11 protein-coding genes are annotated in these 13,277 nt (G+C 69.5%); 8 read left to right on the forward strand and 3 right to left on the reverse strand.

Annotated elements, in window-relative coordinates; genetic code table 11:
• Positions 1-259 precede the first annotated feature (259 nt).
• Both MXD95_RS05490 and MXD95_RS05495 read left to right on the forward strand, forming a co-directional pair.
• Complete coding sequence (locus MXD95_RS05490) at positions 260-538, forward strand: UBP-type zinc finger domain-containing protein (protein WP_250639443.1); 279 nt, start codon at positions 260-262, stop codon at positions 536-538.
• A gap of 153 nt (positions 539-691) precedes the next feature.
• Complete coding sequence (locus tag MXD95_RS05495) at positions 692-2,755, forward strand: serine/threonine-protein kinase (protein ID WP_250639444.1); 2,064 nt, start codon at positions 692-694, stop codon at positions 2,753-2,755.
• A gap of 169 nt (positions 2,756-2,924) precedes the next feature.
• Here the strand turns inward: MXD95_RS05495 and MXD95_RS05500 are convergent, their stop codons facing one another.
• Positions 2,925-3,224 carry a hypothetical protein gene (locus MXD95_RS05500; RefSeq protein WP_250639445.1) on the reverse strand — a complete coding sequence of 100 codons (300 nt, stop codon included), beginning with the start codon at positions 3,222-3,224 and terminating at the stop codon, positions 2,925-2,927.
• 376 nt (positions 3,225-3,600) lie between these two features.
• Here MXD95_RS05500 and MXD95_RS05505 point away from each other — a divergent pair, with 376 nt between their 5' ends.
• Both MXD95_RS05505 and MXD95_RS05510 read left to right on the forward strand, forming a co-directional pair.
• The gene (locus MXD95_RS05505; protein ID WP_250639446.1) at positions 3,601-5,256 is read left to right on the forward strand and encodes an FAD-dependent oxidoreductase; all 1,656 of its coding nucleotides are present in this window, start codon (positions 3,601-3,603) and stop codon (positions 5,254-5,256) included.
• A 451-nt stretch (positions 5,257-5,707) separates the two neighbouring features.
• Complete coding sequence (locus MXD95_RS05510) at positions 5,708-6,937, forward strand: cytochrome P450 (RefSeq protein ID WP_250639447.1); 1,230 nt, start codon at positions 5,708-5,710, stop codon at positions 6,935-6,937.
• On the opposite strand, the gene MXD95_RS05515 is transcribed toward MXD95_RS05510, so the two are convergent.
• On the reverse strand, positions 6,924-7,772 hold the full coding sequence (locus MXD95_RS05515) for an enoyl-CoA hydratase/isomerase family protein (RefSeq protein WP_250639448.1): 849 nt from the start codon (positions 7,770-7,772) through the stop codon (positions 6,924-6,926). The genes MXD95_RS05510 and MXD95_RS05515 overlap by 14 nt on opposite strands.
• A 96-nt stretch (positions 7,773-7,868) precedes the next feature.
• Between MXD95_RS05515 and MXD95_RS05520 the strand changes: the two genes are divergently transcribed.
• The 4 genes from MXD95_RS05520 (at position 7,869) to MXD95_RS05535 (ending at position 10,667) form a co-directional block, all read left to right on the forward strand.
• Positions 7,869-8,339 (forward strand): winged helix-turn-helix transcriptional regulator, encoded by a 471-nt coding sequence (locus MXD95_RS05520; protein ID WP_250639449.1) that lies wholly within the window; start codon positions 7,869-7,871, stop codon positions 8,337-8,339.
• A gap of 92 nt (positions 8,340-8,431) precedes the next feature.
• A complete protein-coding gene (locus MXD95_RS05525; RefSeq protein WP_250639450.1) occupies positions 8,432-9,229 on the forward strand; it encodes an NADPH-dependent oxidoreductase in 798 nt (265 codons plus the stop codon).
• Positions 9,230-9,551: 322 nt separating this feature from the next.
• On the forward strand, positions 9,552-10,172 hold the full coding sequence (locus tag MXD95_RS05530; protein ID WP_250639451.1) for a GNAT family N-acetyltransferase: 621 nt from the start codon (positions 9,552-9,554) through the stop codon (positions 10,170-10,172).
• Between the two features lie 6 nt (positions 10,173-10,178).
• Positions 10,179-10,667: a hypothetical protein gene (locus tag MXD95_RS05535; protein ID WP_250639452.1), complete on the forward strand. Its 489-nt coding sequence runs from the start codon at positions 10,179-10,181 to the stop codon at positions 10,665-10,667.
• A gap of 367 nt (positions 10,668-11,034) precedes the next feature.
• On the opposite strand, the gene MXD95_RS05540 is transcribed toward MXD95_RS05535, so the two are convergent.
• The gene (locus tag MXD95_RS05540) at positions 11,035-13,071 is read right to left on the reverse strand and encodes a serine/threonine-protein kinase (RefSeq protein WP_250639453.1); all 2,037 of its coding nucleotides are present in this window, start codon (positions 13,069-13,071) and stop codon (positions 11,035-11,037) included.
• Positions 13,072-13,277: the final 206 nt, after the last annotated feature.

Consider the following 13,277-nt stretch of genomic DNA (forward strand, 5'->3'; position numbering starts at 1 on the left):
CTTCACCACCCGCTTCCCCATACCTGACAGAATACATGAATCCGGCGTCACCGTGACGGCGGAGTTGATGCGCTAACCCCGCCCGGAAGGACGGGGCCTGCGCGCTACGTTTCATGGTCGCTGGTCTGACCACCCCTGATCCGCCGCCTTGGGCGGTCCGCGCGCAGGGGCCGAGCGGCCGCGACGGCCGTAGGCTGGCGGCCGATGCCGTGGCGCGGGCGGCGAGCTGGCCCGCCGTCTTCGTGGAGGTGCCGAGCGGATGAGCGCGACCTGTACCCACCTGGACTCCGTCAAGGTGACCACGCTGCCCGCCGCCATCCGCGGCTGCGAGGAGTGCCTGGCCACCGGCGGAGTCTGGGTCCACCTGCGCATGTGCGAAAGCTGCGGCCGGATCGGCTGCTGCGACAGCTCACCGGGCCGGCACGCCTCCCGGCACGCCGCGAGCGCGCACCATCCGATCGCGCGTTCCGCCGAGCCTGGCGAGCACTGGAGCTGGTGCTTCGTGGACGAGACCCCCGTCACGCCAAACCCGAGCTGAGGACCCCGGCGGCGCAGTGGTCCGCAGCCCCACACCACCCGCCCGCTCCACGCAGCGATGGCGGGTTGTGGCCCTTCGTGGCGGAATACTAGGCTCCATCCCGATGGCGCCTAGTGCAGACGAAGTGGGGCGACGGACCTTGCGGGACGATCGGTGATCGTCGACCGGGAGCGGGTGGCGAAGGCCCTGCCTGGTTATGAACTGGGCGAGCAGCTCGGGTCCGGGGCGTTCGGGCTGGTGCTGGCGGGCACGCACCGTCAGATGGGCCGACCGGTGGCCATCAAGGTGGTGGAGGCCAGGGGCACCGCGGCCGCCGCCGCGGGTTTCGCCGCCGAGGCGCGGGTCCTGGGCCGGCTCGATCATCCGCATGTCGTGCGGGTCTACGACTACGTCGAGGACAGCGGCCTGTGCATGGTCGTGATGGAGCTGCTGGCGGGGGGCACCCTGAACGGGCGGCGAGCGGCGATGAGCCCCGAGCGGATCTGCGCGGTGGCGCTCGCGGCCGCCGCGGCGCTGGAGCATGCGCACCGCCACAAGGTGCTCCACCGCGACATCAAGGCCGACAACGTCATGTTCACCGCCGACGGCACGCTCAAGGTCACCGATTTCGGCATCGCCAAGTTGTTCGAGGGGTCGGGGACGACCGCCAGCGGCATCGCCGGCACGCCGGCGTACATGGCCCCGGAACAGATCGAGGGTGGCCAGCTCGGGCCGTGGACCGATCTGTACGCGCTGGGGATCGTCCTGTACAGCCTGTTCACCGGGCGGCTTCCGTTCGATCCGAAGACACCTCTACTCACCCTGCTGAGCCAGCAGATCTCCGAGCCGCCGCCGTCGATGGCCGGTGTCGCCGCTCCGCTGGCCGACCTGGTCGTGCGCATGCTGGCCAAATCCCCCGCCGACCGACCTCCGGACGCCGCCACGTTCGCACTCGAGCTGGCCGCCGCCGCCACCGCCGTGTTCGGTGTCGGGTGGGCCGCCCGCGGGCAGTTGCCGCTGTTTCTCGGCGATGCGGTCCGCGCCGCCACCGACCGGCCATCCGAGCCGGCTCGCTGGCGAACGGGCTCCCCGGTACCGGCCGCGGGCCCCGATTCGCTGGGGCTGGACCAGCTGGTGCCGATCGGAACCGGCGGCGGCATCAGCTCCGTCCCACCGAAGTCGGAACCACCGAAGTCGGAACCGCCGACGCCGGACTGGCCGACACCAGAGCCCTCGGCGCCGGACTCGCGGGAGCCGCGGGAGCGCGCGCTGACCGGACGCGGCGACGACGACATCACGTTCGTTCCGCCGACGCCCGAACCGCTCGTGTCCGCGCCGCCGAACTCCCTCCCGCCGACGTCCGAACCGCTGGTGCCGGACGGGCGGGGGTCCGAGGTGGCTGGGCTGCCGACCGAGGTCGTCGCGCAGCACGCGCGGCGGTCGGCGGACGGATCCGGGGAGAAACCGCCCACCGGCTCGCCCGCCGCTTCGCCCGCCGAGGGGCCGCGACGGCGGCGGGACCGTGGCGCCTGGATCGTCGGCGCTGTCGCACTCGTTCTGGTCGTCGCGGTGGCGCTGGTCGGGCTGGTCATCTACCCCGACCTGACATCTCCGCGGCACTCCACGGCGCACCCGTCCGCCTCGGCGTCGGCCGGCACGGTGCCCGTGGTGAGGGCGGCGGGGTCGCCGTCTTCGGGGCCGCGTGGCACGGCCGCACCGACCGCCGGGTCGGCCGTGCCACCCAGCGGTTCCAGCCCGGCCACGGCGGTGAGCACCGCGCCCACCGACGCCGGGGCCACCCACGCCACGACCGCGGACGTCACGCTCACGCACGCCCCCACGGCGAACGCCCTACCCGAGGTCGCCGCACACCCGACCGCGTCGGCGATCCGCGGCATCAACGGCGGGGACGACCGGGCCCAGGTCCCGGGCTCCGAGGCGGACACCGTCTGGGTGGCCAACGCCGCCGCATGTTCGGCGTGGTTGGACGACAACGGTTCCGGCGCACTCGCGGGAGTACTCAACACATCGCTCACCCAGGCCTGCGCCGCCAACCTGTACCGCAGCGACGGAATGGCGTACACCTTCTCCGCGTCCTGGGGCGCCGCGAAGACGAACTTCATTCCGGTCTCGGGATACACGATGTGGATCTGCGTGTGGCGCGCGGGCGACCAGTCGAACACCGAGGTGTGCTCAGCCCGCTTCGGCCTGAACGGCACCACCCCGGTCAGGAGGTGACCCGCACCGGGAGCGACCCGGTGATCGAGCTGATCGACCAGGCGGATCCGGATCAGCCGTCTGCGCCTCTTCTGATTCCGATGACCGTTGATCCCGGCATTCCGTTGATCCCGGCATTCCGTGGCTGGCGCGCCTGGCCGCGCGCCAGCCTGTGCGGCCCTGGGAGGGCTCAGCTCACGCGGGTGCCCGTGAAGGACATCCCGGGCATGATGCCGGGCTTCGCCTTGCCCGTCATCGTGTCGCCGCTGACGGTGGCCGTCGATTTGAGGGTGAGTTTCATCGGCGAGGTGACCTTGACCGACCAGGAGATCTTGTCGCCGTCGATACGACCGTCGGCGATCTCGAGCGTCATGCCGTCCTGCACCATGGAACCGGTGAATCCGGCACCGTCGGTCTTGATTTCGAGTGCGCCTTTCTGTTCCCCGATCGGTGACGAAAGGACAATTTCCCAGCGTCCGTCGATGCTCATCTGCGCCGCTCCTTTGAAGTGTGAACAGAGGCAGGCGGTTTATATCACTTCGCCCCGCTACGCGCCCGGGTTGACGTACGTATGGGCCAGCCGACGAGGGGGCGTCGGCGAGGCCGACGGTCAGCGCGGGGATCACCGCCAGTCCTCTCGCCGCCGGTCACGCCGCCCGGAGGTCGCCGATGGCCCACGATCACGTGACCGTCGCCGGCCACCTTCAGCCGGGCAGCGTGTCGCGTACGTCCGGGGCCTCGCTGACCGACGACGCCGCCCGCCCGCGGCCTGGTCGAACGGGAGACTACCGCCGCCGTGCGGTTGATTGACCGCCCAGTACAGAAACTTCTTGACCGAGCGGTACAAGAAATCCAGAATCCGGTGCATGAGCGGTCTTGAGTGGGATGAGGTCTTCGACGTCGTCGTCGTGGGGAGCGGTGCGGGTGCCCTCACCTCGGCACTGCTCGCCGCGGACGGCGGCGCGAGCGTCTGCGTCGTGGAGAAGTCCGAGTTCATCGGCGGGACGACGGCGGTCTCCGGCGGAGACATGTGGATCCCGTGCAACCGCCACATCGCCGATCAGGACACGCGCGAGGAGGCGATCGCCTACGTCACGCGCCTCTCCGACGGCCGCGCCTACGATCCGCACCTCATCGAGGTCTACGTCGACACCGGTGCCGAAGCCCTCGACTACCTCGAGACCCACACCGGCCTCGTGACCCGCGCGCACAAGGGGCTGCCCGACTACTACGCCGTCGTGCCCGGTCGCGTTCCCGGCACCAAGGACATCCCGCGGTCGGTCTCCTGTCAGCCCTATCCGGCGGTGGCCGAACTCGGCGCCGAGTGGGCCGCGCGAGTGAACCCCAGCCCCTGGGTGAAGCCGCCCGAGGTGGCCTACGCGGAGGAGATCCCGGTCGTTCCCCGGGAGGAGCTGCTGCGCCGCCGGCGGGAAGGGTACCGGGCCAAGGGAGGCGGTCTCGTCGCCGCGCTGTTGAAGGCGCTGCTGGACCGCGGGGTCTCGGTGCGCCACTCGACCCCGGGGCGCGAACTGGTGACGAACGACGAACGCGGCGTCATCGGCGTCGTCGTCGGTGCGGACGGGGCGCTCACCCGCCTCGGAGCGCGCAAGGGCGTCGTCCTGGCCACCGGCGGCTTCGAGTGGAACCCCGACATGGTGTCGACGTTCCTCGGCTACGACGTGAAGCCGTGCACGCCATGGAGCAACACCGGGGACGGCCACCGGATGGCGATGCGCGCCGGGGCCCGGCTCGGCCTGATGACGTCGTTCTTCAGCTACGGCGTGATGTACGACCCCTGGGAGGTCGGCCGCGACGGCAACCCGCTGCCGCAGATGGAGATGGGCCTGGGCGCCGGGTCGATCATCGTCAACCAGCGGGGCCGGCGCTTCATGCACGGCGGCTACACGTACAACGACTTCTCGCACCCGTTCAACGCCTTCGACCAGCGCAACCCGGGCTACACGAACAAGGGGCCCGCCTGGTGCGTCTTCGGCGCGGCGCACTTCGAGGGGAAGGGCGTCTTCGGCGGCCGGCTCGTCGACGGCGCCCTCGTCGGGCCGAACGGCCAGCCGGCCCCGCCGTGGCTCGTCGTGGCGGACAGCGTCCGCGAGCTCGCGGCGAAGATCGGCGTCGACCCGGACACCCTCGAGGAAACGGTGCTCCGGTACAACACGTTCGCGGAGAAGGGCGAGGACCCCGACTGGGGCGACCCCGAGCAGGTCCGCTCGGCCACCGGCCCGGACACGACGAGCCTGAAGCCCGTGCTCGGCCCGACCTACGGCGCGATCCAGCAGTGGCCCGGGACGCTGGGAACCAGCGGAGGCCCGCAGATCGACGCCGACGCCCGCGTCCTGGGCACCGAGGTGCCGATCATCGACGGACTCTACGCCGCCGGCAACACCGCGGCCTCCGTCCTCGGCGGCACCTACCCGGGCGGCGGCTCCTGCATCGGCCCCAGCATGGTGATGGGCTACCGCGCCGGCCGGCACGCCGCCGCCCGGCCCGCCCGCGACATCGGCTGAACGCGCCCCGGTCCCCGGCGCCGGATCGAGGCCCGCGCGCCGAGGGTCGGCGTGCGGGGCGGGCCTCCTGCCATGCTCGTTCGGGTCCGGGCCAGGGCTCGCGGAGATCAGCGTCCGCGAATACGAGGTGCTGCACCTGTCCGCGCCGCGTCTGGCCGACCTGCCGGTCGGCCAGATCTGGTAGGCGACGCCCGGCGCGTCCTCCTGCCGCCGAGCGATTCGGAAACGTCACCCAAGCTTCTTCTGGAAACACATTCGGCTGATGACGAGGCTTTTCTCCCGTCCTCCGCGCTCCAGCCGGACAGACGATCACATAATCCGGTGGGTGCGATAGGTGGCCTCGATGGCTCTATCGCCTTAGCGCCGGAATCCTTGACGACGTCAAGACCGCGGACAACGCTGGCAGCGCCCCCGACGCTGACCGACGCGTCTCCCGAGCAGCGAGGAAACGATGACCGCAGGGACCACCGCCCCGGCCACGTTCGACGCGTTCGACCCCGCCCACCGCCTCGACCCCTATCCGGTGTACGAGCGGGTCCGAGAGACCGCCCGGTTCTGCCCCTTCGCGATCGGCGATGTTCCCGTCACCGTCGTCACCCGGTACGAGGATCTTGAGGAGATTCTGCAGAGCGAGGACTGGGTGCACGGCTATGACGCCGGCATCAGCCCGTTCCGGGAGCCCACGGCGGACGTTCCCCGGTCGTTCCTGCGGATGGATCCGCCCGACCACACCCGGCTGCGCGGGCTGGTGAACAAGGCGTTCACCCCCCGCACCATCTCCGCGTTGGAACCGGCGATTCACGCCACCGCCAGACGAATCATCGAGGCGGCGCTCGATGACGGCCGGCTCGAGGTCATGAACGGCCTCGGCGCCCCCGTCGCCAGCACCACGATCGGCCATCTGCTCGGCGTGCCGGACGATGTCGGTACGCGGCTGCGCGACTGGGCACTCGCGATCGCCCGCGGCACCGACCCGGACAACCTCCTGTCCGAGGCGGAGATCGCCAGCCGTACCCGGGCCACCCACGACTTCCGGGTGTACTTCCGGGAGCTCATCAACGAGCGCCGCGCCCGGCCGACCCGCGACGTGCTCGGCATCCTGGCCAGCGCTGAGGAACGCGGTGACGTGCTGCGCGAGGACGAACTGCTCGGCATCTCGTCGTTGATGCTCGTCGCCGGCATGGAGACGAGCATCAACTTCATCGGCAACAGCGTGCTGGCTCTTCTGCGGCACCCCGACCAGCTCGCGTTGCTGCGGGAGCGGCCCGAGCTCACCGCGTCGGCGGTCGAGGAGGTCCTGCGCTACGACCCGCCGACCCAGTTCACCATGCGCACGGCGGCGACCAGGACCACCGTCGGCGGGCACACCTTCTCCCGCGGCGACGGCGTGATGCTCGTCAGCGCCGCGGCCGGCCGGGATCCGCGGGTCTACGACGAGCCCGACCGGTTCGACATCACCCGATTCCACCCGCCGAAGCCGGCGCGGCGCCATCTCGGGTTCAGCGTCGGCATCCACTTCTGCCTCGGCGCGCCACTGGCCCGAATCGAGGCGGCGGCGACCGTGGGCGCGCTGGTCCAGGCCACCCGCTCCCTCGCCCTCGACGAGACCGCGGGCGTGCTCGCCTACCTGCCGAGCCTGATCCACCGCGGCCTGGTATCGCTGCCGATCACCCTGGCCTGATCACGCTGGCGGCCGGACCCGCGATCAGGCCCTCGAGGTCGAGTTCGCCCGCCCTGGTCTGCGCACCCGCGGCCAGTGCGCCGGTGAACCGTGAGATGGCCACGGGGCTGGTGAACAGCGGCCAGAGCAGTTCGCCTTCGGCCGTCAGCCCTTCGGCGAGCGGTAGGGCCGCCGCGTCCACAGCCTTTCTGGCCGCGGTCACGGCCGCCCTGGGATATGACGCGATGCGCAGAGCCAGCCGCTCGACAAAGCCATCGAGTTCGCCCGGCGGCAGGGCCCGATTGACCAGCCCGTACCGCTGCGCGGTCTCGGCGTCGAGGAGGTCCGCGCCCAGGATGACCTCCAGCGCGCGGGAACGGCCGATCAGACGCGGCAGCTGCTGCGTGCCGCCGCCACCGGGAAGGATCCCGAGGCTGACCTCAGGCTGCCCGAACCACGCCTGCCCACTGGCGGCGAACCGCAGGTCCAGGGACAGCAGGAATTCGTGGCCACTACCGCGAACGCGCCCGACCACCTTGCCGATGGTGACCTGCTCCAGGCTCCGGTACTGATGCAGCAGACCCGGCCCCGGGCCGGCGGCGAACTGCGCCATCGCGGCCGGGTCGAGCACCAGCCGCATGTCGCCGTGCCCCAGGAAGAACTCCGGGTCGGCGCTTTCGAAGACGATGACCCGCACCGCGTCGTCGGCGCGCACCTCGGTCTGGAAACGGTCGAGATCGGCGATCAGCGGACCGTCGAGCAGGTTGAGGGGCGGATGGTCGATGACGACGAACGCGACTCCCTCCCGCCGCCTGACCGTGAGCGCCTCGTACCCCTCATACCTCTCGTGCCCCATCCACATCTCCCCTGGCTTCGATCTTTCTGACTTCTGTTTTCCTACCCAGCAGGATAGCTGGCTTCGCTATCAGAAGTCAGGAGGTATCCTGGGCGCATGGAGTGGACGGATGTCGATCTCGACAACTGCTCCATCGCGAGGGCGCTCGCCGTCGTGGGTTCGCGCTGGACCCTGGTGGTCCTGCGCGAGGCGTTCAACGGCGTGCGGCGCTTCGAGGACTTCCAGCGGCATCTGGGGGTCTCACCGTCGGTCCTCAGTCAGCGCCTGCGGGGCATGACCCAGGACGGCCTCCTCGAGCGCGTGCCCTACCGCGAGGATGGCGACCGCGAGCGCCACGAGTACCGCCCCTCCGAGAAGGCGTGGGACCTCTATCCCGTTGTCGTCGGCCTCATGCAGTGGGGCGACCGGCACCTCGGCGACGGCGACGCTCCCCCGGTCCACCTGATCGACGTCAACTCCGGCAAGCCGGTGATCGCCGCCCTCGTCCCGCACGACGCCCCGACCTGCGCGCCATCGGACATCACCGTGCAGGTCGGGGACTCGCTGACGATCCTGCCGCCGGAGTAGACCTGGGCGGATCAGACGGTAAGCATACGGACGACTTGGTATTCTTCACCAAAACGATCGACAAAGCGCCGATGATGAGAGGTTGTTGTCCGATGCCTGCTGCCGCCCGCTACGGGGATCCCGCCGCGACCCTCGATCTGGTCAATGACGTCCTGCGGGTGCAGCTCGCGCACCGTTCGGTGCGCAGCTTCGGGCCGCGCGACGTCAGCGAGGACGAGCTGGCCGCGCTGGTCACGGCCGCGCAGTCCGCGTCGACCTCGTCCAATCTCCAGGTGTGGAGCGTGATCGCGGTGCGCGAGCCCGCCCGCAAGGCGCGCCTGGCCGCACTCGCCGGCAACCAGAAGTTCATCGCGCAGGCCCCGCTGTTCCTGGTCTGGATCGCCGACCTCAGCCGGGTCCACCGCCTCGCCGAGCGGGCCGGAACCCAGGTGGCCGCAGTCGACTATCTGGAGACCACCATCGTCGGCTTCGTCGACACCGCCCTCGCGGCGCAGAACGCCGCCGTCGCCGCCGAGTCGCTGGGCCTTGGCACCGTGTTCGTCGGCGCGGTCCGCAACCAGCCGCAGGAGGTGGCGGCCGAACTCGGGCTGCCCCCGCATGCCGTCGCGGCCTTCGGCCTGGCCGTCGGCGAGCCGGACCCGACCGAGCGGGCCGACGTCAAGCCACGGCTGCCGCGGGACGCGGTGCTGCACCGGGAGCGGTACGCCGTCACCGCGGACGCCCACATCGAGACCTACGACCAGCGGCTGGCCGCCTACAACAGCCGCTTCGGACTGGCGGCCGACACCTGGAGCGACCGCGCACTCGCCCGTCTCGCGGGCCCCGAGTCGATGGCCGGCCGCCACCGCCTGCGCGGAATTCTGGAAAACCTGGGCCTGCCCTCCCGCTGACCGGCTCTCCATTCCGGCGACCCGCCAGGCCAGAGCACCGCACAGGCCGCCACACCAGGCCGCCACACCAGGCCATCGCGCCAGGCCAGAACGATGACCGGCGGACATGGAGCGAAGGACAGGCGAGAGTGATGCGGTGCGGCGAGTCGCCTGTCCCGAGTATCCCGGGAGCCGGACGGCGATTCCGGAGGGTTACCCGAAGAGTGACGATATAACACACTGTGACCACTATCCAGCGCCGGCCATGCTCGGACTGATGCCGGGCATTGACTTCCGGGATACTCCGTGCCGGAATGTGGCCCGGGAGGCTAGTATGTGAGGTATGCGGGTCACGGCGCTCTCCGACCTCAGGCCACCGCAGGTCCGTGCGGTCGAGGAAATTTATCTGGAGGCTTTCCCGTCGGGAGAGCGGATGCCGTTCGACGAGATTTTGAGCGACGCCAACAATGGTGTTCGCGTCGCATATTTCGCGCTGGACGAGGACACGGCAATAGGCTTCGCCTCGGCGTGCGTCCTCCAGTCGGTCCAGACGTTCTTCCTCGAATACATCGCGATCAGCAGGTCGCAACGCGGCAGCGGTTTCGGCGGCGAACTGTGGCGCCACATCTGCGCTGACGCCCAGCTTCACCAGAATGTGTCAGCAATCGTCCTTGAGGTCGAGGACCCGGACGAGCCGGATATCGATCCGGGCACAGCCGCCGACCGCCGACGGCGTATCTCTTTCTACACGGACAGAGGCGCCCGCGTACTGCCCATCACCGACTACCGCGTCCCACTTCTCCAGGGCGACGGAGAACTGCCGATGCTCCTGCTGTGGACGCCTGCGGCCCGATCACAGCCACCGACCGGTGATGAGCTCGTCGACCTCGTACGAGCGCTGTACGAAGAGGGCTACGATCTCCTTCCCAGCCACCCACTTGTGATCGCGGCAACCGGAAAGTAGCGACCGATGGGGACCTCAAACATTGTCGCGGTCGTCGCACTGATACTTTCCATCGGCGCGACGGTGCTGTCGGTATCGGATGCCAGGCAGAATCGGACGGTCACGACCTACAACAGCACGACCGATCTGACCCTCCAGATCGACCGGATCTTCATCGAGTATCCGCACTGGCGGCCCCACTTCTACGACGACAGGCCAGTGCCGGAAAACATGACGGACCCGGATCGCTGCCAGGTACTGGCGATAGCGGAGTTCTGCCTTGACATCCTTGAGTGCATCTGGGATCGGAAAACCGAGTACTCCAAGCAGGATCTCCCCTCCTGGCGTGCCTGGATACTGGACATCTTCAACTTGTCACCGGTCCTGCGGAGTTATTTCACCGAGCACAGCTCCTGGTATCCGACCCTCATGAGTCTGCACCGGGAGGAACGGTCGGCCTGGTGGTCCGACGACGATTCCCCAGCTCCCGCGCCTCCTCAGCCGCGGGCCGGCTGATCGCCACAGGACACGGCTGCAACCGGCCCGCGCTGTTCCGTCCCCGCTTTATGATGTTCGGATTGCGACCGACTGGCGGGATGTGGCCAGTCAGGGTGTGGAGAACGCCCGCGACAGTAATCTACGAAGCGGTAAGGTCAGACTCGGCATGGAAGAGTCGGCCCGCGCGGGCCGCCCCCGGGCAATATCGCGGCCTACGACTACAGGCACGGGATCGCTGTCCGTCTCCGCGGCGAAGGTCGTACCTGTCGGTCACCGACTCCGGCATGAATGCGATCTGAACGGTTCTGTCGGGAGAAGAGCGTGGCGTCGGCATCTGGTCCTCGGTGCACACCGAGCGGTGGCTGGCGCGCCGTATGGTTGCGGTTCAGCCGGCGGAGAGCTGCCAGTGCTGGTAGTCTCCGCCGTTGCAGTCCTGGGTATACAATTCCCCCTGGGAGTTACCGTCCAGACATTCGTTGGTCGCGCGATTCTCGAACTGCTTGCCGTGCGGGCTCTCGGCCGGAATCCAGATCTGGCTCGCGGTGTCCGAGCACAGTGTGGTGAACACGGTGCCGCGGTATTTCGTGCCATCCGCAGCCGGATTGGCCTTTGCGCCCAGGCACAGCCCGGTCTGCACGTCCCTGATCCGGTATCCGCCGCCGGACGAGAGGAGGCTCCAACGCTGGTAGAGGCCGCCATTACAGCCGAGGACGTACGCTGAGCCGCCGGAGTCGCTGTCCAGGCAGAGCGCCGTCGCCGTGCTGAGGAACGTGGTGGTGCCGGCGGCGCCGGACGATACCCCGGTACTCCCGCCGGATGCTGCGGTGCCCCCGCCGGACACCCCGGTACTCCCGCCGGATGCCCTGGAACTCTGGCTCCCGGCCGCGCTCTGATCGCCCACCGGCTGGGCCGAACCACTGGCCGGCACCTGATCGACGCGTGAGGTGGCCGCAGCCGGAGTCTGGCCGCTGGCGGTCGCGGTGGCGGACGTCGTCGCTGCGACCGGCGAGGCCGGCGCCGTCGGAGTCTGGGTCGTTCGGGAGTCGAGCCGAGCTGGCCCCGGATCTGACCCATCCGTCAGCACGACCACGAGAGCGATGACCACAGCGAGGACCGTCGCGATGCCGGCGACGACGGCGACGATCCGGCCCTGGCGGCGCCGCCTGGCGTTCCCGCCCGGTGCCGCGGCGGGAACAGGATTGCCCGTCGACGGCGGTGGGCCGACCATCGGTGCGGCTCCGGCAGCCGGCGGCGGCGTCCCGATGGCCTGCCCGGCGGGGTGCGATGGGCCGGGCTCGGTCGGGACAGCGGCGTCGGGCCCGGAGTCGGACGTGCCCGACGGCAGGGAGGAGGCATCCGGCGGGCCGGAGGACGGCGGCCCACTGGACGGTGCCGGCTCGGCAGGGTCAGCCGGTGTGGCAGGGCCGGCCGGTGTGGCAGGGCCGTGCGGCTGGGCGACGACGGCCGCCGCGGTGGTTGTAGCCGCAGTGAGTGGATCAGGGAGGCGGCCGGACGACGCCGCGGGAGAGGCGTCCAGCCGAGGGCTGAACACAGGCGGCCCGCTGTGCCCGCCGCCCGCGGCGGATGGTGGCCGGGTGAGCGGTGGCAGCGCCGGCAGGTCGGCCAGGCTTGGCAGCAGTTGCCGCACATCGTTCAGTCCGGGACGATCGCGCGGGTTCTTGGCGAGCATCGCCGACAGCACTGCCCACAGGTCGTCAGGAATGCCCGGGGGCCGGGCCGGAATCTCGTTCAGATGAGCGTGCAGGAGCGCCATCACCGGGCGGCCACCGAACGGGGTGAGCCCGCACAACATCTCGTACAGCATGATTCCGGCCGCATACGTGTCGGTGGCCGGAGTGACCGGTGCGGAACTGGCGGATTCGGGGGCCATGTACAGCGGTGTCCCAAGCACGGCCAGGGTGCCGGTCAGCCGGGTGGACGCCTCCATGACGGAGGCGATACCGAAGTCCGAGACCTTGGGTAGATAGGTGTCGTCTCGATAGTCCAGCAGCACGTTCGCCGGCTTCAGGTCACGGTGGACCACACCGAGCGCATGCGCGGCGTCCAAGCCCGTCATGATCTCTATCGTCAGGGTGACGGCTGTGGCTGGTGGGAGGGTGCCCCGCCGGACCAGCTCGCGGCGAAGGTCGGCACCGGCCACGTATTCCATCACGATCGCCAGCTCGCCGCCCTCCGCGACCAGGTCATGGATCGTGACGACGAAAGGTGACCGGACCCGCAGCAGAATTCCACGTTCCCGCAGGAAGCGCGTGATGACCTCGGGATCATCGGCAAACTGGGGATGCAGAAGCTTGAACGCGAAATCGTTTCCCTCGGCGTCATGGCCGCACCACACCTCGCCCATGCCGCCGCGGCCGATCTGCTTTTCCAGCGTATAAGCACTACCCAGCCTTCTCGGCATTTTTGTTTATCCGCTCCACTGTCGTCCACCCTCTGGGTGTACGGAGTGTATCCCGATCACCAATCTCGGACCTGAGGCGCAGGCCGTCCAGCTACCTGGTGAGTTGACGGTGGCCTCTCAATATCACTAACTGTGATCACATGTCATGTCGGCCCGAGTGCCGGATCGATACGCAGGGATAGGGGATGACGAGGAGACTCTGACCA

Source organism: Frankia sp. AiPa1 (assembly GCF_023243075.1).
Classification (GTDB): Bacteria; Actinomycetota; Actinomycetes; order Frankiales; family Frankiaceae; genus Frankia.